Here is a 20,113-nt window from a genome sequence, read left to right as displayed (position 1 = left end):
GGACGATGCATTCTTCTGTGCCTTCGCTGCGTTCTGCGTGTGTGTCTTCTTGGCCAACTTTGGCGGAATTGCTTGATGCCTCGTGTGTGGTCCGTATTCCTATGAACACGCGTTTCCGTGGGGTGACTCATCGGGAGGCCATGCTTTTTCGAGGGCCTGCTGGCTGGGGGGAATGGTCGCCTTTTGTGGAGTATGGCCCGGCGGAGTCCTCACGGTGGTTGGCTGCGGCGATTGAGGCTGCCTGGTGCGGCTGGCCTGAACCGGTTCGTGAAGTTGTTCCGGTTAATGCCACGGTTCCAGCTGTGCCAGCTAGTCGAGTGCCGGACATTCTCGATCGTTATGACGGGTTCGCTGCAGTGAAGGTCAAGGTGGCTGAGCAGGGGCAGAGCCTAGCTGAGGATGTGGATAGGGTTGCAGCGGTCCGGGATTATGTTGGAGCGGATGTTCCGGTGCGTCTGGATGCTAACGCGGGTTGGGATGTGCGCACTGCGGTGGAGGCTATTGCTGTGTTGTCGCGGTACAGCCTTGAATATGTAGAGCAGCCTGTGGCTGAGGTGGATGATTTGGCGCGTCTTCGTCGCGCTCTTGTAACGGCGGGTTGCAGTGTGCGTATCGCTGCTGATGAGTCGATCCGTAAGGCGGAAGATCCTTTACGAGTTGCTCGTGCTGAGGCCGCTGATCTCATTGTGGTCAAGGTGGCGCCGTTGGGGGGTGTGCGCCGTGCTCTTGAGATTGCTGAGCAGGTGGGATTGCCGACTGTGGTGAGTAGTGCTTTGGATACTTCGGTTGGTATTGGGGCTGGGGTGGCGCTTGCGGCTGCGCTTCCAGAGCTTGAGTTTGCGTGTGGTTTAGGCACGGTTGCGTTGCTGGCTGGGGATGTATCGCGTAGTTCATTGGTGCCTAGAGGGGGTGTGCTTCCGGTGGGGTCTGTGGAGGTGGATTCAGGTTTGGTGGAGCAGTTTGAGGCGCCCGTGGAGCGGCTGCAGTGGTGGCATCAACGGCTGGGGAGCGCTTATCGCTATGTGTGTGATTCTCCAGGACTTTGAGGGGAGGGATTTCAGGTGGGTGAGGTTCCTGTAAATGTGAAGAGTGGCCTTTTCGAGAAAGTCAGATAATTTTTGTAAATATTTTTTTACAGAAAATCTGGTTATTGGGGCTACTTATTTGTGTCTTACGTCACTTTGAGTGCTTACGTCCTGATGGTAGCTGTGTTTTGGATGGGGTCTGCTGCTTACTGCTAGCTCTCCTGCCATCTCGAGTGAAAGTCACTGGAGATGGCATCGGAGGCCCCAATGTCCTAGGTGGGTTCTTGGGGGAGAACAGCTCAATAGTTTCAAGATTTCTTTGTCTTGGCCGATCCTTATCTCTTGTAGAGGTCAAGATTTCGGTGTGGTTATACGGAGTCCGTGCCGCTGCGTCCGCTGGTGATAACACTGGATAAATAAAAATATATGAGGGCGATCGACTGACTCCTCGATACCCGGTTGCCATTGCCCTCCATCTTCTTAGAGGAAAGGTCCGGTCGTGTCTATCGCTGATATCACCGCCAAGGTTCCGGCATTAGCTGAAATGCAGGAGACCCTTTACAAGCACCTCCACGAGAACCCTGAACTTTCTATGGTCGAGACTGAAACTCGTGCACTCATTGTGGGCAAGCTCACTGAGTACGGTTACGACGTCAAGGAAGTTGGCGGCGGCGTGGTGGGAGTCCTGGCGAATGGTCAGGGGCGCACCGTCTTGTTCCGTGCAGATATCGATGCTCTTCCCGTGCAGGAAGCAACCGGCCTTGACTACGCCTCAACAAAGGTCATGAAAGACCAAGACGGCATCGAACAGCCCGTTATGCACGCGTGCGGTCATGACATGCATGTCGTCGCTGGCCTTGGCGCTGCCCAGCTGCTTGCCGAGCATAAAGACACCTGGAGCGGTACATACATTGCCCTCTTCCAGCCTGCAGAAGAAACTGCTCAAGGCGCCCAATCTATGGTGAATGCCGGACTCATTGAAGCGATTCCAAAGCCCGATGTGTGTCTAGGGCAACATGTTTTGGCTTCCCCCGTAGCTGGCAAAGTAGCGGTCGCGTCCGGGCCGATCCTGTCAACCGCTGTGTCTGCCAAAGTTACTGTGTACGGAAAAGGCTCCCACGGATCAATGCCGCACTTGGGAGTTGACCCGGTCTTGCTGGCCTCCTCCATCGTTGTGCGTTTGCAGTCAGTGGTGGCCCGCGAGATTGCCCCCGGCGATTTCGGAGTCATCACCGTCGGTGCGCTACAGGCCGGACAAAAAGCCAACATCATTCCTGATCGTGCTGAGCTGCGGATCAACTTCCGTGCTTACTCCGAGGACATCCGGGACCAGCTCGTTGAGGCGATGGAACGCATCGTCAAAGCCGAATGCGAGGCTTCGCGCAGCCCCAAAGAACCAGAGTTTGAGTACTCCGACAGTTATCCGCTCACCGACAACGATGAACAGGCTGCCCTGACTGTCACCGAAGCTCTTCGTGAAGGACTGGGGGCCGAGCGTGTTGAGTACATGCTTCCCGTCACTGCTTCAGAAGATTTCAGCAATATTCCTCGCGCTTTCGACGTGCCCTACGTCTATTGGGGTTTCGGTGGATATACCGAAGGTTCCCCGGTTTATCCGAACCACAACCCGAGTTTCGCGCCAGCTATCCAACCGACGCTGACCACCGGCACTGAAGCTGCCGTTTCGGCGGTCCTTGGATTCCTCCGCAAAGCGTGATCTCCCCTCGGGTGGGTCATTACCTTCCCGTTCACCCAACCGGCGCCTTTCCCCGCGGCGTCTGAGAAAGAAGGTCCCCTAGATGAATGCCACTAACACCACCCCACCGGTGGGTTATCAAGGCACGGAAAAGCTCCTTTGGGGCATCGTGCTTGCTGTCATCACGTTTTGGTTGTTCGCTGGAACAGCTGGCACGGTGGCTCCGGCCATCATGGCTGACGTTAATGCTGGCGGAGTCCAACACGTCGATGCATCAGCGATGAACTTGGCAGTGAGTATCACTGCCCTGTTCTCTGGCCTGTTTATTGTCCTTATGGGGGGAACGGCCGACAAAGTTGGCCGAGTCAAGATCACCCAGGTCGGAATCATTGCGGGCATCATTGGGTCTGCGCTGCTGCTGTTTGCTGCAGGGCCTGCTGCGTTGCCATTGCTCCTGGTGGGGCGTGCCATCCAGGGATTCTCTGCAGCTTGCATCATGCCTGCCTCGATGGCGCTTGTGAAGTCTTACTGGGATGGCCCGGCACGACAACGTGCAGTATCGATGTGGTCTATCGGTAGCTGGGGTGGTTCTGGTCTTGCTGCTCTTTTCGGTGGGTTTGTTGTTCAGTACGTTGGTTGGCGCGGCATTTTTGCTGCCTCGATTGTTATTTCAGTGATCGCGTTCGTCATGATCTTGGGGACTCCCGAAAACAAGGTCGCTCACACTGGCCAGCGAGCCGCGTTCGACATCGTGGGTCTTCTCTTGTTCATCGTCGGCACGTTGTCGCTCATGATCGTGCTGCTTTTCGGTAAGAAGCTCGGTTGGGGTAGCCCCACAGTCCTTGGTTTGGCAGTTCTTGCTCTTCTGGCCTGGGGGACATTCGTTTTCGTTGAGCGTGGCAAAGCTAACCCGTTCATTGATTTCGCGCTTTTCAAGAACACGACTTTCACTGGGGCCACCCTCAGTAACTTCTTGCTTAACGCCACTATTGGCATGCTCATTGTCAGCCAACAGCTCATTCAGCTCGCTGGCCGTAAAGCCGACGGGACGGCATACACCGCGTGGGATGCGGGCCTGCTCACCATTGGTTACGGCGTTTTCATCATCGCGTTCATCCGTGTCGGTGAGAAGCTGCTGCAACGGTTCGGTCCCCGCAAACCGATGCTGTGGGGAACTTTCATCGTCATCGCAGCATGCTTGCTTCTGATGATGACGCACGTACTCATTGGCCAGTACGTGATTATGGCGATCATTGCTTACTGCCTTTTCGGCTTCGGTCTGGCGTTCTACGCCACGCCATCGACTGACGCTGCTCTCTCGAACCTCCCGGCAGCGCAAGCTGGTTCAGGAGCCGGTATCTACAAAATGGCTTCCAGCCTCGGTGGCGCTATTGGCGCGGCAGTTTCTCTGGCAGTTTTCACTGCGATGACGAGCGTGCCTGCAGACATCGTTGGCCACGTCCTCCACATGCAGGGACGTGCCGGCAATATGAGCTTGCGTCAAGCTGGCATGATCGCTCTGGGCGTTAACCTTGTCTTCCTTCTTTTGGCAATCATTTCGATTGTTATGACTGTTCCTAAGGGAATTGGCAGGAAAGATCAGAGCCAACCAGAAGGCAGTGCCGCTCCGGCACCACAGCCCACACTGGATGAGGAGAAAGCGGCTGTTTTAGGGCGTCTTTCTGAACTTCCGCTCTCCAGTCTTAAGGATCTTGAAGGACGTGCCTACAAGAAGTAGGGGCTGCTTCAGTCCAACTAGGTGGTCGCTCGTCTAGTGAAGAGGGGAGTGGTCACCTAGTTTTTTTATTTTGTCTGGTTGCCCCTGCCGGGGTTTGTTATTGAGTGGTGGTGCAGTCGCGTTCGACGATCAGGAAAGCTGGGCTGTCCGCGACACTGGTCAAGATGCCGATGGTTTCAGGGCCGTGCCCATCGAGTTTGAGTTCGCGGCGGAATGTTTCGGGGGTGATGCGTCCTCCGCGTCGTTTGAGAGTGAGTCGTCCGCTGCCGCGTTTGCGTAGCCAGGCTCGGACGTGTTTGGGGTTGGGTTTCATGGCGGCGATGACGGTGTATCGGGTGGCCCAAGGCAGTTCGGTGCGGTTGGGTGAGGCGACGTAGCCGACGTGAGGGGCTAGCTCGGTTCCGTCGACGGCGGTGGTGAGGGCGCCGGTGAGGTCGGCGGCGATGATGGCTTTGTCGGGTTCGTAGAGGTGTGTTCCTTCGCTGGGGAGTGTGGTGGCGTAGGAGTGGGTGGTGGGTGTGTCGTTTTGATGAATGTGGATGGGTGGGTGGTTGCCCAAGATGGTGGCGGTTCGGCCGGGTTGTTCGGCCAGGGGGCCCCACCAGATGGCGCATTCGAGGACATCGCCGTGCAGGGAGGTCCATTCGGCTTGGGTTCCGGCAGGGATTCGGTTGCGGGGGAATGCGGGGGAGAGTTTGGCACCGGTGGCTGGGATCTGAGCGGCGACGGATTCGACGAAAGACCACGGCGGGCTGATGGTGTCGAGGTTGTGCAGGCGGGTGGCTTTGCCGCTGGAGGTGCTGTGGGTGGTGTCGCGGCGGGCTGGATCGAGCCAAATGCCGGTGTGGGTGGTGTCAGTGGGTAGGGGGGTGTCTTCGGCGAGGCCTGTGTGTGCTTCGGCGTGGGGGAAGTGGCGCAGGTTGAGGGCGGCTAGGGCTGCGGTGGCGGGGTCTGCGTCGATGGCGGTGACAGCGATGCCCAGGCTGGCGAAGGTCATGGCGTCGGAGCCGATGCCGCAGCCGAGGTCGTGGATGTGGTGGATGTTGGCGCGTACGTAGCGGTGTGCGTGGTGTGCGGCGATTTCTAGGCGGGTGGCTTGTTCGAGGGCGTCGGGGGTGAAGAGCATGCCGTCGGCGAATTCGCCGAATTTGTCGGCTGCTTTGGCGCGTAGGCGGGATTGGGTGAGTGCGGCGGCGATGAGGTCGGCGGGGTAGCCGGCGTTGCGTAGTTCGGTGTTGAGGGCGGTGGCGTGGTTTTCGTCGTATGGGGGGAGGGCGGCCAGCAGGCTCCATCCTTGGGGTGAGGCGAGTTGGTGCACTGTGGCGAGGTCCATGTGCTCATCTTCTCGTGTTGTGTTGGGTTGGGCGATTTATGCACGTCGGGTTAGGGGTGGGGAATTATTTCTGGCACTCGAGTTGACCGAGTGCCAGACCAGGCCTAAATTCAGAGTTAGCACTCGTGATGTTCAAGTGCCAGCTTTGCGAGGGTGTGTGAGGTTCGCCGGTGGCGGTCCGGAGCAGCTCGCGGGTTGGCGTGCATACGCGGGTACGGCGACCGGGGCTTGCGAGTTCGACCCCCGCGACGGCGTTCGCGCACCCGGCCTCCGACAATCATCGAACTTGCCCGCACTGGGTGTGGGCCCGATCGGAAGGTCGAGAACATGTCGGTTTCTCTTAAGCCGCTCGAAGACCGCATCGTCGTCAAGTCCAGCGAGGCGGAGCAGACCACGGCTTCCGGCCTGGTTATTCCGGACACCGCTAAAGAAAAGCCCCAGGAGGGCGAGGTCCTGGCTGTGGGCCCGGGCCGTTGGAACGAGAAGGGTGACGCTCGTCTTCCCCTCGACGTCAAGGTTGGTGACAAGGTCATCTACAGCAAGTACGGCGGCACCGAGATCAAGGTTGGTGGCGAGGAGTACTTGATCCTGTCGGCCCGCGACATTCTGGCCGTCGTCGCCTGATCCAGCGCAGTTCCGAGCACGGCGCGGGCCCATCGAGGCTCGCGTCGTGATCGCTATCCGCTTCCCGGTGTGGGGGCGGAGTATCTCGTCGTAGCAGCGCAAAGGTAAGGATTCTCATGGCTAAGACTCTTGAATTCAGTGACTCCGCGCGTAAAGCGTTGGAGCGGGGTGTGAACGCTCTTGCGGACACGGTCAAGGTCACGTTGGGCCCCAAGGGCCGCAATGTGGTTCTGGACAAGTCGTGGGGCGCTCCCACGATTACGAACGACGGTGTGACGATCGCTCGCGAGATTGAGCTGGAGGACTCGTACGAGAACCTCGGTGCTCAGCTGGCCAAAGAGGTCGCCACCAAGACGAACGACATCGCTGGTGATGGCACCACGACCGCAACGGTTTTGGCGCAGGCGATGGTGAACGAGGGCCTGCGTAACGTGGCTGCCGGTGCTGGCCCGGCTGCGTTGAAGCGCGGTATGGACAAGGCTGTGGCAGCGGTGAACGACCGTTTGCTCTCCAACGCCCGTGAGGTTGCTGGTAAGGACGAGGTTGCTCAGGTTGCTTCCTTGTCTGCTCAGGACACCGAGATCGGTGGCCTGATCGGTGAGGCTTTCGACAAGGTCGGTAAAGACGGCGTGATCACGGTGGAGGAGTCGCAGACTTCTTCCACGGGCCTTGAGTTCACCGAAGGTATGCAGTTCGACAAGGGCTACCTTTCCCCGTACTTCGTGACGGACACCGAAAACATGGAGGCCGTCCTGGAGGACGCCTACGTGTTGATTAACAGCGGCAAAATCTCTTCGGTGCAGGATTTGCTTCCGGTTCTGGAGAAAATCGCCCAGTCCAAGAAGCCGCTGCTCATCATCGCCGAGGACGTTGAGGGCGAAGCCCTGTCTACGCTGGTTGTTAACCGCATGCGCGAGATCCTGAAGGTCATTGCGGTTAAGGCCCCCGGTTTCGGTGACCGTCGTAAGGCAATGCTGCAGGACATCGCTACTTTGACGGGCGCGACTGTCATCAGCGAAGAGGTTGGTCTGCGTTTGGACCAGGCCGAGTTGGACATGCTCGGTACTGCTCGCCGTGTCGTTTCCACCAAGGACAACACCACCATCGTTGATGGTGGCGGCGCACAGGAGGAGGTTGATGCTCGCGTTGCCCAGATCAAGGGCGAAATCGAGCACACGGACTCTGACTGGGACCGCGAGAAGCTGCAGGAACGCCTGGCCAAGCTTGCTGGTGGCGTCTGCGTGATCCGCGTCGGTGCATACACCGAGGTGGAGATGAAGGAAAAGAAGCACCGCATCGAAGACGCGATCGCCGCAACTCGCGCTGCGATCGAGGAGGGCATTGTCGCCGGTGGTGGCACGGCTCTGCTGCACGCTTCTGTTGCCATCGATGAGCTGGGTCTGACCGGTGACGAGGCCACTGGCGCGAACATCGTGAAGAAGGCCACGGCTGAGCCGCTGCGCTGGATCGCTGAGAACGCAGGTCTGCAGGGCTACGTCGCTGTGGCGAAGGTCTCCGAACTTCCGCTCGGCCAGGGCCTGAACGCTGCGACAGGCGAGTACGGCGAACTCATCGGCAACGGCATCATCGACCCGGTGAAGGTTTCCCGCTCGGCGCTGCGTAACGCCGCATCGATTGCTTCCATGGTTCTGACCACTGACACGCTCGTGGTGGAGAAGAAGGAAGAAGAGCCCGAGACCCACGGTCACGGCCACGGACACGGCCACTGAGTGACCTGAACAGCTAGTTGTGAAGCTGGCTAGTTAAAAAGGTGGCGGCCCCGCACCAGTGATGGTGCGGGGCCGCCCTTGTGTGGTTGTGCATCTAAAGCACGAGGAATACAGCGCTTGCGAGGACGAACCCAACGACTGATTGGATGGTTTGTTGCAGGGTCCAGGTGCGCAGTGTTGTTGCAACGTCCATGTTTAGCAGTCGCCCAACGAGCCAGAAACCGGAGTCGTTGACGTGGCTACCGAAAACGGATCCGCTGGCTGTGGCGAGAGCGATAGCGACAACTTCTCCGGGGCTGTAATTAGCTGCGGCAACGGAGGGCGCCAAGAGCCCAGCGGTAGTGATGAGAGCGACGGTTGCTGATCCTTGGGCGATGCGCATAGCTACGGAGATGAGATATGCCGCGATGATGAGGGGCAGGCCGAGGTTGGTCAGGGATTGGGACAAAGCTGCCCCGATCCCCGATTCGCGTAGGACGCCACCGAACATTCCGCCTGCACCGGTGATGAGAACGACTGAGCAGATAGGCCCTAGTGCGGAGTCGAGGAGTTTTTCTAAGGCGGTGCCATCGTTGCCGCGGCGGTGGCCCAGCAGGATCAGCGCGGTCAGTACGGAGATGAGTAGTGCGACGGGGGAGGAGCCCAGCGTGGTGAGGATGGGGTACCAGGCTGCTTTTTTGTCAACGAATCCGGCTGCGCGCAGATAGTCCAGTCCGGTGTTCATGAAGATGAGCAGCATCGGCAGCAGCAGAACGAACAGGACAGTACGGACTCGGGGTGGGTTGGTGATGGAGGTGTTGGTTGTGTCGCCGAAAAGGGTGGTGGGTGCGGGGAAGGGGTAGGTGTGGGCGCAGATGCGTCCCCAGATGATTCCAGAGATGTACCAGGTGGGGATGGCTACGAGTAGTCCCAGGGCGAGGAGAAGGCCCAGGTCTGCTCCGTAGGTTTCGGATGCAGTGACTGGTCCTGGGTGTGGTGGGACAAAGACGTGCATGACGGAGAAAGCGGCGATGGCTGGGATGGCGTAGTGGAGGATGGGGCGCTGAAGCTGGGTGGCGATGGCGAAGATGACGGGCAGCATGACGATGAGGCCAGCGTCGAAGAACATGGGGAAGCCCATGAGGAGTGAGGCGATGCCCAGAGCGGTGGGGGCGTGTTTTTCGCCGAAGAGGCGGACGAGTCGTTCAGCGAGGATGTGGGCGCCGCCGGAGTGTTCGACGAGTTTGCCGAGCATGGCGCCGAGTCCAACGAGAAGGGCAACGGAGCCGAGTGTTTTGGAGAAGTTTTCAGTCAGGGTGGGGATGATGTGGCTGGTGGGGATACCGGTGGCGAAGGCGGTGAGAAGGCTGACGAGGATGAGGGTGAGGAATGCGTGGAGGCGGAATCCTATGACGAGGATGAGGATCACGGCGATGGCCGCGGCTGCGATGCCAAGTAGTGGCCCGGCGCTCATGGTTTGGGTCCAAGTGTTCATTGGTGTTCCTTGGGCAAGGTGAGGTTTGGATATTGCGTTCATTGTGGTGTGTGGGCATGAGTCGAGGGCGGTCTCGCTGGGTGTGCGGGACCGCCCTCGGAGGATGTGGCTTTAGCTGGCGCGGCTGCGGCGGGCAGTGTTGCTGTGTTCTTCGCGTTGGGTTTCGGTGAGTCCTCCCCAGACGCCGTAGGGCTCGTTGACATCGAGGGCGTGTTCGCGGCATTGGGGTTGCACAGGGCAGGAGGCGCAGATTTTTTGGGCTGCGTGGTCCCGGTTGCGGCGGGCGGATCCGCGTTCGCCTTCGGGGTGGAAGAAGATGGCGGGGTCGGCGTTGCGGCATGCGGCGTGTAGTTGCCAGTCCCATATGTCGGCGATAGGGCCGGGGAGGCGGGTCGCGTTGGTCATTGGTTTTCCTTGTGCGTTCTGGTGTGAGTCTGTAGCGGTGAGGCGGATGTTCCTTTGTGAGGTGGCGCCTGGGGCGAACGCTGTGGGTGGTGTGGTCGTGTGTGTGGGTCGCTTTTGAGTTTGATGCCTCAAATCATTATTCGGCAGGAGGCTGGATTTGGGCTGGGTAATTCAGTTGTGTCGGGTGCGAATTAGAATTGTTTGAGGCTGTGGGTGGTGTGGGCTGTGTTGTGGACCTGTTCGGCGTGTCCGATATTCTTTTGAGTGGGTGTTGCACTGTCTTGGGGGTGTTGGTGTGACCTTCCGGCTCGTCCGTCGTGCCAGTGGCGGTGGGTCTCAATCGTCAGGAGCAGGCTTAGTGACCATTCCTTTTCGCGGAGCTCGGAAGAAAAATTCCGAGGCGGATGCTTCCCGGGCAGTAACGCCCTGGGGTGCTGCCGCGATGGGATCAACGGGCGAGGTTTCTCGTCTGACTGAGTTGGCGCTCGCTGCGAAGAGTGGGGCGGATTCCATTTCGCGGAACGAGTTAATGCGGATTGTGCGGGAGCGCTCGTTCCGGTATGCGCGTGCACGGCTCGGTCGTTTTCCTCGGGCAGCCAGTGCTTCTGAGGATGTTGCTCAGGAGGTGTGCGTGGCGGTTCTTATGTCGTTGGAGAAGTACGATCACCGCGGCGTGCCTTTTGAGGCGTTCATGTATTCCATCTGTTCACGCAAAGTGGCGGATGTTCAGCGTGTCTCTATGCGGCAGCCGGTTCCGACGGATGAGTTCCCGGACCGGGAGGATTTGGTTCCAGGGCCGGAGGAAACGGTTGTCACGGGCATTGATGCCCAGGAGGCGGGGGCGCTGATCAATAAGCTCAAACCAGCGGACCAGGAGATTCTTCACCTGCGTATCGCTATGGGGTTGTCTGCCGAAGAAACGGCGAGATCTTTGGGGAAGACCGCGGGAGCGGTCAGGGTCGCGCAGCACCGGGCGATGAGTCGTTTGCGGGAGCTGTATGCGGCGCAGTTCGAGGAGGAACAGTGATAGCCGGGGGAGAAAGTCTCGACCTGGAACAGGTTCGAGCTGATGATGAGTTTTTGGATCGTCTCGCAAATCGTGAGTGTGCCTCTGATGAGGGTCTGGAAGCTTTATTGGGGGCCTGGACGAGGGAGATTGACGAAGACGCAGACGAGATGGCGGGTACGCCACCTGCGTGGTGTGGTGAGCGGTTGCTGCCCAAGCCGCGGTCATTGCGGGCCACACGTGTAGTTGCGGTAGCTGGGGCTGTTGTTGTGACGCTGTCTGGGGGGATGGCAGCGGTGGCGTTGAATGTTCCTACGCAGGGTTCTGCTGGACCCTTGGGTGTGGTGCGTCAGGCAGTGCGGAGCATGTTGCCTGGTTCGGGGGATGTGGAGGCTGTTCCTGATGGTTCGTCGCCGGTGATTTCTGTTCCGACTGCGGGTTCGATATCTATCTCGCCTATGCCTGGGCGGCCATTGCTGGTGGTTCCTTCGGTGGGGATGCCTGGCGTGCCGGGGGTGACGATGGGTGATCCGAGCGCTTTGGGTAGCGCGATTGCGCCTGTTCAGCCTAGTGATGAGGGTGTGGGGCCGACTTCTGTTCCGTTGGTTCCTACGCGTCCTGAGGATGGTTCGGCTAGCCGTCCGGGGGTTCCTTCAGATAGCGGTAAAGGTAAAACGGGGCCAACTAAGGAGCCTGCGCCTACCTCCAGTGATCGTCCGGATCCGAAGCCGACCAGTAGTGCACCTACTGCTACTCCTTCTGCTCCGCCGAAGGATTCGAGTTCGGTGACGACTCCAGGTGGGGTAGTGCCTTCAGGAACAACGTCTTCGCATACGCAGAGCTCTCCGGCTACTTCTACCAGTGTGGCTACTCCTACGAGTGCTGTGTCTGAGAAGTCTTCGGGGACTGGATCTGCTTCAGTTGCTGAGCCTGGGAAGTCTTCCACGGATGGGAAGGGCACCACTTCTGTCGAAGAGGCACGGTGAGAACTACCATTAGGGAATGAGTTCCACGCCTCATTCGACTTCTGAATTCGAGCAGTCTTGCGTCACGGATCCGTTCAGGAATTTGGGCCTGACCTTCGATGACGTTTTGCTGCTACCCGGCGAGACCGATGTGATTCCGTCGGAAGCGGATACTTCGACGCGTTTCAGTCGGAACATCACGTTGCGGGTGCCGTTGACGAGTGCGGCGATGGACACGGTTACCGAGTCGCGGATGGCGATCGCGATGGCCCGTCAGGGTGGGATTGGTGTTATTCACCGAAACCTGTCCATTGAGGATCAGGCGGTACAGGTTGACCGCGTGAAGCGTTCCGAGAACGGCATGATTACTGACCCGGTGACGGCTTCACCGGAGATGACTTTGGCCCAGGTGGATGCCTTGTGTGGCCAGTTCCGTATTTCTGGTCTGCCCGTGGTTGACGCTGATGGGAAGCTGGTTGGCATCATCACCAACCGTGACCTTCGCTTCGAGATGGATACGAGCCGTCGTGTCGCTGAGGTCATGACGAAGATGCCGCTGGTTACTGCACCAGTGGGGGTTGATCGTGATGAGGCTTTGGCTCTGCTTGCGGCACACAAGATTGAAAAGTTGCCGCTGGTAGACGGTACCGGCAAGCTGTGCGGCTTGATGACGGTGAAAGACTTCACTAAGACGGAGAAGTATCCCGACGCCACAAAAGATGATGGTGGGCGTCTGCGGGTCGCTGCTGCGGTGGGGTTCTGGGGTGACTCTTGGGATCGTGCGATGGCTCTGGTGGATGCGGGCGTGGACGCACTGGTGGTGGACACCGCGAACGGTCACGCGCGTGGCGTGACTGACATGATTCGTCGTTTGAAGAAAGAAACCGCAGGTAAAGCTGTCGACGTGATTGGCGGTAACGTTGCCACGCGTGCGGGTGCGCAGGCACTGGTTGATGCTGGCGCCGATGCGATCAAGGTTGGTGTGGGACCTGGGTCGATTTGTACAACCCGCGTGGTTGCTGGGGTTGGTGTGCCACAGGTGACCGCGATTTACGAGGCTTCGTTGGCAGCCAAAGCTGCCGGTGTGCCAGTGATCGGTGATGGTGGTTTGCAGTTCTCTGGCGACATCGGTAAAGCGATCGTGGCTGGTGCTGACACTGTCATGCTGGGATCGCTGTTGGCTGGGTGTGAGGAAAGCCCCGGCGAACTGGTGTTTATTAATGGTAAGCAGTTCAAGAGCTACCGGGGTATGGGGTCGTTGGGGGCTATGCAATCCCGTGGCCGCGCCAAGTCCTACAGCAAGGACCGCTATTTCCAGGGCGATGTCTCTGATGACGACAAGGTCATTCCGGAGGGGATTGAGGGGCAGGTTCCTTACCGTGGCCCGCTGGCCTCGGTCGCCTACCAACTCATCGGTGGTCTGCGGCAAACGATGTTCTACGTCGGTGCGCGCTCTATCCCGCAGATGAAAGAACGCGGCCAGTTCGTCCGGATTACTTCGGCAGGGTTGAAAGAAAGCCACCCTCACGACATCCAGATGACGGTCGAAGCGCCGAACTATTCACGTCACTGACAGTTTCTTCAGCAGTAGGCAGATCGTTGCCTCTCACAGGGGCTGCGGCCTGCCTGCTGCTGTTTGCTGGGGCTGACGTGAACATCACCACTTCTACGGGCTTGCTCAGCAGCAATGCTTCAGGAGCGCTGCAGCGGTTTCCTTGCCGTTCACGTGCATCGGAATCGTTGTGTGCATGGCATTCAGCTCAGATACCGCCACATCTGACCGCTTAGTAGGACGGCTGTATAGTTACCGGCGGGGCGTGAGACGGGGTCTTCACGAAAAGCTGCAACGGGCCTCCTCGACCTCGCCGGGACCAGAGAGATCTCACAAACATGCTGTTCAAAGGCATGCGCAGCAGATGCAAGGGGCCATCCGGGGGGATCGTTCGGAGCTAGACCTCCTGACCGTCTCACACTGCGTCAGCGGACCGAAGAGCCGCAGATGCGTTTGCGATTCACGGGAGGGGAACCGATGAAGGCAGTCATCCTTGCGGGTGGCCTGGGAACTCGCTTGAGCGAAGAGACCACGCTCAAGCCCAAACCAATGGTCGAGATCGGTGGCAAACCGATTATCTGGCACATCATGCACGAGTACGCTCACCACGGCGTCAACGAGTTCATCGTGTGCGGCGGCTACAAAGCCGAATACATCAAAGAGTGGTTCGCCTCCTACGCGCTACGCAATTCGGACATGACGTTTGACCTGCGCACCGGCGAAATGGTCGTGCATAAACGTGACGTTGAAGACTGGAAAGTCACCGTTGTTGATACCGGCCTTAGCTCCATGACCGGAGGCCGCCTTAAACGAGTGAAGGACTACATCGGCGACGAAACATTCTGCTTCACCTACGGTGATGGCGTCTCCGACACCGACATTTCTGCCACCATCGACTTCCACAAGAAATCTGGACGCCTCGCCACCATGACCGTGGTGCAGCCACCTGGACGGTTCGGAGCGATCTCCCTGGGAGCTTGCGAAACCACCATCGAAACATTCCAAGAAAAACCCGATGGCGACGGCGCCTGGATCAACGGCGGCTACTTCGTGTGCGAACCCGGTGTCATCGACTACATCGCCGGTGACGACACCACCTGGGAACAAGAACCCTTACGCAACCTCGCCCATGACGGCCAGCTCAACGCATGGAAACACCCTGGTTTCTGGCACCCCATGGACACATTGAACGACAAAAACAAGCTGGAGAAGCAGTGGGCGGCTGGCAGCGCGCCCTGGAAGGTGTGGAACTGACATGAAGATTCTCGTTACCGGCACCGAGGGCTACCTCGGATACTTGCTCGCCCCGTTGCTCATGGAAGACGGGCACGAGGTCGTCGGCCTAGACACCGGCTTCTACGAAGAGGGATGGCTGTTCAGCGACCACCAGCGCACCCCTATGACCATTAAGAAAGACATGCGCGACCTCACCGTCGACGACCTCCAGGGTTTCGATGCCGTCGTCGCGATGGCTGAGCTGTCCAACGACCCTGTCGGTGACTTGGTTGGCCCACTGACGTTCGACATCAACCACAAAGGTTCTGTCCACGTCGCTAAAACTGCGAAGGCCGCTGGTGTTGAGCGGTTCGTCTACATGTCTTCCTGCTCCGTCTATGGTGTGGCCGAAGGCGACGTCGACGAGACCAGCGCCGTTAACCCACAAACTGCATACGGCGAATGCAAATACCTCACCGAACAGGACCTGTGGAAACTCGCCGACGACACCTTCCACCCCACCGCGATGCGCAACGCCACCGCATTCGGTGCCAGCCCACGCCAACGTTTCGACATTGTTCTGAACAACCTCGCTGGCTTGGCCTGGGTTGAGAAAAACATCGCCATGACCTCCGATGGCACCCCTTGGCGCCCCATGGTCCATGCTCTCGACATCTGCAAAGCGATCCGGTTGGCGCTGGCCGCTCCGATCGAGAAGGTCCACGCCCAGGTGTTCAACGTCGGCTCTTACGACAACAACTACACGGTGCGTCAGATTGCTGAGACGGTGGCGAACGAGTTCCCCGGATGTGAGCTTTCGTTCGGTGAACCCGGTCAAGACAACCGTTCCTACAAGGTTAAATTCGACAAGATCGAGCAGACACTTGGATTCTCCTGCGACTGGAACCTCGCCGATGGTGCCAAACAGCTGCATTCGGTTTTCGAAGCGATCCAGCTCGACGCCGACAAGTTCTATGGCCGTGGCCACACTCGTTTGAAGATGATTGACCACCTTCTCAAAACCGGTCAGGTCGACGAGAAGCTGTTCTGGAAGAAGGCTGACGCCTGATGGAATTCACTCAAACCGCTGTTGAAGGCTGCTGGATCATCGACCTGAAGGCGTTCGAAGACAACCGTGGTGGTTTCGCACGGACCTTCTGCGTGGAGGAGTTCCAAGCACACGGCATCCCCACGGATGTGAAACAGGCCAACATGTCTTGGAACCACAAGAAGGGCACGATGCGCGGAATGCACCGCCAGATCGCCCCGGCCGCGGAGGGCAAACTGGTTCGCTGTGTGCGTGGCTCCATCGTGGACTGCTGCCTTGACCTGCGTGAAGACAGCCCCACCTTCGGTAAGAACGTGATGGTCGAACTGTCTGCAGACAACCACCGCGCATTGTGGATTCCGCCGTACTGCGCGCACGGATACCTCACTCTTACCGACGACACCGAAGTCACCTACCAGGTGTCGGGCATGTATTCCCCAGAGCACGAGCGTGGTCAGCGCTACGACGATCCTGCTTTCGGACTGCAATGGCCCATCCCTGTTGAGGTCATCTCGGACAAAGACAAGGCATGGGCGGACTGGGACGGAAAGGAGATCGTCAAGTGATCGTTGTTGACACCCTTCTGGCCCAGCGCGAGGCCGAAGGCAACCCGGTCAAGGTTGCTATTGCTGGCCCAGGGTTCATGGCCCGTGGCGCGATGCACCATATCTTCAACAGCAAACCTGGCATGGACGTGGCTGTGGTGTATGCCCGCACGCCCGAGAAAGGTGTTGCTGCACTGGAATTCGCCGGTAAATCCGGTGATCAGGTGAAGATCGTTCAGACCGCTGAAGAAATTGATGCCCTCGCCGCAACCGGCGGAACCGCCGTCACCTCCAACTATGAGGCGATGGTTAACGCCACCAGCGTCGAAGCCGTTTTGGATGCGACCGGATCGGTGGAATTCGGTGCCCACCTGGCCATGGCCACCCTGGCAGCAAAGAAACACCTCGTGCTTTTGAACGCTGAGGTCGATGCCACCATCGGCACCATCCTCAACGCCAAATTCGAGGACGCTGGCCTGGTGTACACCGGTGCCGACGGCGACCAGCCCGGTGTGCAAATGAACCTCATCCGGTTTGTGCGCGGCTTGGGCGTGACCCCGCTGGTGGCAGGAAACATCAAGGGCCTGCAAGACCCATACCGCAACCCCACCACTCAGGAAGGGTTCGCGCGTCAGTGGGGCCAAGATCCACACATGGTGACCAGCTTCGCCGACGGCACCAAAGTGTCCGTTGAGCAAGCCCTCGTCGCTAACGCCGCTGACCTGTCCATTCACAAGCGGGGTTTGTTACAGCGCGACCACCGCGGCCACGTCGATGACTTGACCGGCATGTACGACGTTGACGAGCTCAAAAAGCTTGGCGGCGCTGTTGACTACGTAGTCGGAACGAAACCAGGGCCAGGCGTTTACGTTTTGGGTACGCACGATGACCCCAAACAGCAGCACTATCTGAATCTCTACAAGCTTGGTGAAGGGCCGCTGTACAGCTTCTACACGCCGTACCACCTGTGCCACTTTGAAGTTCCGGACACCCTGGCTCGCGCGGTGCTGCTCGGTGATGCCTGCATCAAACCGTTGCGTCAGGCTCCCAAGGTTGAGGTCATCACTATCGCGAAGAAAGACCTCAAAGCTGGGGAGACCTTGGATGCTCTGGGCGGGTACACCTACTACGGTGAGTGCGAACGCGCTGACGTCACTGCCGCGGAGAAGCTCTTGCCGGTGGGATTGGCTGAGGGATGCGTGCTTACCCGCGATATCGCTAAAGATGAAGCAATCTCCTACAACGATGTGATCGTTCCGCAGGGCCGCCTGGCTGATGAACTGCGCAGGGAACAAGAGACAACGTTCCCGCAACCGGCGGTGCAGTAATGACAACTGCGCAGAAGGTGTACGACTTCGTTGTTATTGGCGGCGGAATTGTCGGCCTGGCCACGGCTATGGAGCTGCTGAACCGTAAACCAGGGGCGTCTCTTCTCGTAATCGAGAAAGAGTCACAGGTCGCGTTCCACCAGACAGGCCACAACTCGGGTGTCATCCACGCCGGTATCTACTACACGCCGGGCTCGCTGAAAGCTGTGCTGTGTAAGAAAGGCGCCGAACGTACCCGCGAATTCGCAGACGAACACGGCATCCCTTACCGCAATGTTGGCAAGCTGATTGTGGCTACCAACGAGGTTGAGCTGGAGCGCATGGAGGCTCTCTACGAGCGTGCCGTCACCAACGGCATGGATGTAGAGAAGCTCGATGGCCAAGAGCTCAAGCGCCGCGAGCCACGCATCAACGGCATTGGTGCGATCTGGAGCCCGAACACCGGCATCATTGATTACACCCAGGTATGCCAGAAGATGGCTGAGGTCATTGAAGCCGCTGGTGGTCAGGTGCGTTTAGGAACCAAGGTTGTAGACATCACGGAGTCGTTCTCTGAGGTGCGTGTGGATGTGGCTGCCGCGCATGCCAAGAACACCGCTGGGGATGTTGAGCGAGTGTTCGGTAAACAGCTGGTTGTGTGTGGCGGTATCCAGGCGGACCGGTTGGCGCGGATGGCGGGACTGAACCCGTCATTCCACATGGTTCCGTTCCGTGGGGAGTACTACCGACTACCCGCGAGCAAGAACACGATCGTGAATTCGTTGATCTACCCGGTTCCTGATCCAGGTTTGCCGTTCTTGGGTGTGCATTTGACCCTGATGATGGACGGCGGGGTGACCGTGGGGCCGAACGCGGTGATGGGTTTCGCTCGCGAGGGGTACCCGCATTGGTCGATGAACGTTAAAGACATCGCGGATTTTGCTCTGTATAAGGGCTTCTGGAAATTGGTGCCGAGCGTGCTGAAGACAGGTTTGGTTGAGATGAAGAACTCGGCGTTCAAACCGGGTTATCTCAAGCTGGTCACCAAGTATGCTCCGGAGCTGCGGGTGTCGGATTTGGGGCCGGAGCCAGCAGGTATTCGGGCTCAAGCAGTCATGGAAGACGGTTCGATGGCCGAGGACTTCCTGTTTATGGAGACTGACCGCATGGTGCATGTGTGTAATGCACCTTCGCCAGCGGCGACGAGTTCGATGCCTATCGCCGAGATGATCGTCGACAAGGTAATGGCGCGCGCCTGAGCAGTACGTGTGCCGCATGGCTGTGGCGCCCTCCCGTGAAGTTGTGGGGGTGGGCGCCACAGTCATCTGCTGTTTTTTGGGTGTTGTGGTGGGGGAGTGGGCTACTTCATGGTGTCGAGGTTGATGATGGTGTCGCAGTCTTGGGCTACGCGGTCGTCGTGGGTGACGATGAGTACTGCGGCGCCGTCTGTTGCTAGCCCGCGGAGCAGGTCGACTACTGCGCGTGCGTTGTCGTTGTCCAGGGATCCGGTTGGTTCGTCAGCTAGCACCACGGAAGGGCGTTTAAGTAGCAGGCGAGCCAGAGCGACGCGTTGACGTTCGCCGCCGCTGAGTTCGAGGATGGATCGTTTGAGGAATCCGGGAAGCCCGACTTTGAAGAGGGCTTCTTCCATGTCGTCGCGGTGGCGGCGCGCGGACCAGGCACCATAGACCACGGCGAGGTTGCCCATGACGTCGGTGTTTTCGATGAGGGCGTAGTCCTGAAACACGAAGCCGAGGACGTCACGGCGGAGCAACCTGCGGTTGCGGCTGTTGGCTCGGGAGATGTTTTTCCCCGCGACGGTGATGGTGCCTGCGGTGAGTTTTTCTAGGCCTCCGACGGCGTTGAGCAGGGTGGTTTTCCCTGATCCGCTTGATCCGCGAAGCGCGGTCATGTTGCCTGGGGGAACAGTGAAACTGAGGTCACGCCAGAGCACATGGCTGCCGAAGGATTTGGAGGCGTTTTCTACCTGCACACCTGTGGATGCTGTGGAAGTGGTTGCGGTGCTCATGCGTGGCCTTCCTGGCGGTGGTCGGTGCGGGCTGTGGTGATGGCTAGGGATGTGATGAAAACGGCGATGGCGATAGCGCATCCGAGCATTCCTGCCCATCCCAGGAGAGCGAGACGGTCGTCTTCGCCGGGCGGGAGTGATTCGCTGGTGCTTGGGGTGAGGAAAATGCTCCAGGCGGTCACGGCGGCGATGGTTAGGAGCGTGTAGCCAAAGACGGCGATGCTGTGGCGGCGTAGCCAGGAGTGGCCGGTTACCCATTCAGCGAAGAGGCGTTGACGCCTGGATTGCACCCAAAGCGCAGCCAGTGCTGTTGAGGAAATGATCAGGATGATGATTCCCAAGATGAACGTAACCGTTTGCTGCGCTAAATCCTGTGTGGCCTTCTCATAGGACTCGCTCCGAGCCAGATCGGCATCAACGA

At 58.8% G+C, this 20,113-nt stretch carries 18 protein-coding genes; 13 read left to right on the top strand and 5 right to left on the bottom strand.

Annotated elements, in window-relative coordinates; all coding sequences use genetic code 11:
- Window positions 1-5: 5 nt before the first annotated feature.
- From AC2T9U_RS10365 to AC2T9U_RS10355, 3 genes are all read left to right on the top strand, one after another.
- Window positions 6-1,046, top strand: a complete 1,041-nt coding sequence (locus tag AC2T9U_RS10365; protein WP_181815972.1) for an o-succinylbenzoate synthase — start codon at window positions 6-8, stop codon at window positions 1,044-1,046.
- Between the two features lie 478 nt (window positions 1,047-1,524).
- Entirely contained in the window at window positions 1,525-2,742 is a 1,218-nt protein-coding gene (locus AC2T9U_RS10360; protein WP_493696042.1) for an amidohydrolase, read from the top strand.
- Window positions 2,743-2,824: 82 nt separating this feature from the next.
- On the top strand, window positions 2,825-4,459 hold the full coding sequence (locus tag AC2T9U_RS10355; RefSeq protein ID WP_493696041.1) for an MFS transporter: 1,635 nt from the start codon (window positions 2,825-2,827) through the stop codon (window positions 4,457-4,459).
- Between the two features lie 97 nt (window positions 4,460-4,556).
- Here AC2T9U_RS10355 and AC2T9U_RS10350 read toward each other — a convergent pair whose 3' ends face one another.
- On the bottom strand, window positions 4,557-5,792 hold the full coding sequence (locus tag AC2T9U_RS10350; protein ID WP_493696040.1) for a THUMP-like domain-containing protein: 1,236 nt from the start codon (window positions 5,790-5,792) through the stop codon (window positions 4,557-4,559).
- 327 nt (window positions 5,793-6,119) lie between these two features.
- Between AC2T9U_RS10350 and groES the strand changes: the two genes are divergently transcribed.
- Window positions 6,120-6,416, top strand: coding sequence for a co-chaperone GroES (groES, locus tag AC2T9U_RS10345; RefSeq protein WP_028327602.1), 297 nt, complete (start codon window positions 6,120-6,122; stop codon window positions 6,414-6,416).
- A gap of 116 nt (window positions 6,417-6,532) precedes the next feature.
- Entirely contained in the window at window positions 6,533-8,146 is a 1,614-nt protein-coding gene (groL, locus tag AC2T9U_RS10340) for a chaperonin GroEL (RefSeq protein ID WP_115029010.1), read from the top strand.
- Between the two features lie 94 nt (window positions 8,147-8,240).
- Here the strand turns inward: groL and AC2T9U_RS10335 are convergent, their stop codons facing one another.
- Entirely contained in the window at window positions 8,241-9,620 is a 1,380-nt protein-coding gene (locus tag AC2T9U_RS10335) for a GntP family permease (RefSeq protein WP_493696039.1), read from the bottom strand.
- A gap of 111 nt (window positions 9,621-9,731) precedes the next feature.
- A complete protein-coding gene (locus AC2T9U_RS10330; RefSeq protein WP_115032318.1) occupies window positions 9,732-10,025 on the bottom strand; it encodes a WhiB family transcriptional regulator in 294 nt (97 codons plus the stop codon).
- A 358-nt stretch (window positions 10,026-10,383) separates the two neighbouring features.
- Between AC2T9U_RS10330 and AC2T9U_RS10325 the strand changes: the two genes are divergently transcribed.
- The 8 genes from AC2T9U_RS10325 to lhgO all read left to right on the top strand — a co-directional run bounded on the left by AC2T9U_RS10325 (window position 10,384) and on the right by lhgO (window position 18,922).
- Window positions 10,384-11,052: a sigma-70 family RNA polymerase sigma factor gene (locus AC2T9U_RS10325; protein WP_258553047.1), complete on the top strand. Its 669-nt coding sequence runs from the start codon at window positions 10,384-10,386 to the stop codon at window positions 11,050-11,052.
- Window positions 11,049-12,017 (top strand): hypothetical protein, encoded by a 969-nt coding sequence (locus AC2T9U_RS10320; protein ID WP_493696038.1) that lies wholly within the window; start codon window positions 11,049-11,051, stop codon window positions 12,015-12,017. The genes AC2T9U_RS10325 and AC2T9U_RS10320 overlap by 4 nt, the downstream gene beginning before the upstream one ends.
- A 16-nt stretch (window positions 12,018-12,033) precedes the next feature.
- Window positions 12,034-13,569 (top strand): IMP dehydrogenase, encoded by a 1,536-nt coding sequence (guaB, locus tag AC2T9U_RS10315; protein ID WP_115029016.1) that lies wholly within the window; start codon window positions 12,034-12,036, stop codon window positions 13,567-13,569.
- Between the two features lie 456 nt (window positions 13,570-14,025).
- Window positions 14,026-14,802 (top strand): glucose-1-phosphate cytidylyltransferase, encoded by a 777-nt coding sequence (gene rfbF, locus AC2T9U_RS10310; RefSeq protein WP_208302835.1) that lies wholly within the window; start codon window positions 14,026-14,028, stop codon window positions 14,800-14,802.
- Between the two features lies 1 nt (window position 14,803).
- Window positions 14,804-15,832 (top strand): NAD-dependent epimerase/dehydratase family protein, encoded by a 1,029-nt coding sequence (locus AC2T9U_RS10305; RefSeq protein WP_493696037.1) that lies wholly within the window; start codon window positions 14,804-14,806, stop codon window positions 15,830-15,832.
- Window positions 15,832-16,377 carry a dTDP-4-dehydrorhamnose 3,5-epimerase gene (gene rfbC, locus AC2T9U_RS10300; protein WP_028327612.1) on the top strand — a complete coding sequence of 182 codons (546 nt, stop codon included), beginning with the start codon at window positions 15,832-15,834 and terminating at the stop codon, window positions 16,375-16,377. Before AC2T9U_RS10305 ends, rfbC begins: the two co-directional genes overlap by 1 nt.
- Window positions 16,374-17,684 carry an NAD(P)H-dependent oxidoreductase gene (locus AC2T9U_RS10295; RefSeq protein WP_493696036.1) on the top strand — a complete coding sequence of 437 codons (1,311 nt, stop codon included), beginning with the start codon at window positions 16,374-16,376 and terminating at the stop codon, window positions 17,682-17,684. The genes rfbC and AC2T9U_RS10295 overlap by 4 nt, the downstream gene beginning before the upstream one ends.
- Window positions 17,684-18,922 carry an L-2-hydroxyglutarate oxidase gene (gene lhgO / locus AC2T9U_RS10290; RefSeq protein WP_115029025.1) on the top strand — a complete coding sequence of 413 codons (1,239 nt, stop codon included), beginning with the start codon at window positions 17,684-17,686 and terminating at the stop codon, window positions 18,920-18,922. Before AC2T9U_RS10295 ends, lhgO begins: the two co-directional genes overlap by 1 nt.
- Window positions 18,923-19,023: 101 nt before the next feature.
- Here lhgO and AC2T9U_RS10285 read toward each other — a convergent pair whose 3' ends face one another.
- Together AC2T9U_RS10285 and AC2T9U_RS10280 are read right to left on the bottom strand one after the other, a co-directional pair.
- On the bottom strand, window positions 19,024-19,692 hold the full coding sequence (locus tag AC2T9U_RS10285) for an ABC transporter ATP-binding protein (RefSeq protein WP_493696035.1): 669 nt from the start codon (window positions 19,690-19,692) through the stop codon (window positions 19,024-19,026).
- Window positions 19,689-20,033: a hypothetical protein gene (locus tag AC2T9U_RS10280; protein ID WP_493696034.1), complete on the bottom strand. Its 345-nt coding sequence runs from the start codon at window positions 20,031-20,033 to the stop codon at window positions 19,689-19,691. The genes AC2T9U_RS10285 and AC2T9U_RS10280 overlap by 4 nt, the downstream gene beginning before the upstream one ends.
- Between the last annotated feature and the right edge of the window lie 80 nt (window positions 20,034-20,113).

Source organism: Dermatophilus sp. B7861-1 (genome assembly GCF_058996045.1).
This window is presented reverse-complemented; position numbering and strand designations above follow the sequence as displayed.

What these genes read in the sequence shown, in the direction of transcription:
- rfbC (WP_028327612.1), top strand. Translation starts at nt 15,832, where the DNA reads ATGGAATTCACTCAAACCGCTGTTGAAGGCTGCTGGATCATCGACCTG.
- AC2T9U_RS10305 (WP_493696037.1), top strand. Translation starts at nt 14,804, where the DNA reads ATGAAGATTCTCGTTACCGGCACCGAGGGCTACCTCGGATACTTGCTC.
- groES (WP_028327602.1), top strand. Translation starts at nt 6,120, where the DNA reads ATGTCGGTTTCTCTTAAGCCGCTCGAAGACCGCATCGTCGTCAAGTCC.
- AC2T9U_RS10335 (WP_493696039.1), bottom strand. Translation starts at nt 9,620, where the DNA reads ATGAACACTTGGACCCAAACCATGAGCGCCGGGCCACTACTTGGCATC.
- AC2T9U_RS10355 (WP_493696041.1), top strand. Translation starts at nt 2,825, where the DNA reads ATGAATGCCACTAACACCACCCCACCGGTGGGTTATCAAGGCACGGAA.
- AC2T9U_RS10350 (WP_493696040.1), bottom strand. Translation starts at nt 5,792, where the DNA reads ATGGACCTCGCCACAGTGCACCAACTCGCCTCACCCCAAGGATGGAGC.
- groL (WP_115029010.1), top strand. Translation starts at nt 6,533, where the DNA reads ATGGCTAAGACTCTTGAATTCAGTGACTCCGCGCGTAAAGCGTTGGAG.
- AC2T9U_RS10330 (WP_115032318.1), bottom strand. Translation starts at nt 10,025, where the DNA reads ATGACCAACGCGACCCGCCTCCCCGGCCCTATCGCCGACATATGGGAC.
- lhgO (WP_115029025.1), top strand. Translation starts at nt 17,684, where the DNA reads ATGACAACTGCGCAGAAGGTGTACGACTTCGTTGTTATTGGCGGCGGA.
- AC2T9U_RS10285 (WP_493696035.1), bottom strand. Translation starts at nt 19,692, where the DNA reads ATGAGCACCGCAACCACTTCCACAGCATCCACAGGTGTGCAGGTAGAA.
- rfbF (WP_208302835.1), top strand. Translation starts at nt 14,026, where the DNA reads ATGAAGGCAGTCATCCTTGCGGGTGGCCTGGGAACTCGCTTGAGCGAA.
- guaB (WP_115029016.1), top strand. Translation starts at nt 12,034, where the DNA reads ATGAGTTCCACGCCTCATTCGACTTCTGAATTCGAGCAGTCTTGCGTC.
- AC2T9U_RS10365 (WP_181815972.1), top strand. Translation starts at nt 6, where the DNA reads ATGCATTCTTCTGTGCCTTCGCTGCGTTCTGCGTGTGTGTCTTCTTGG.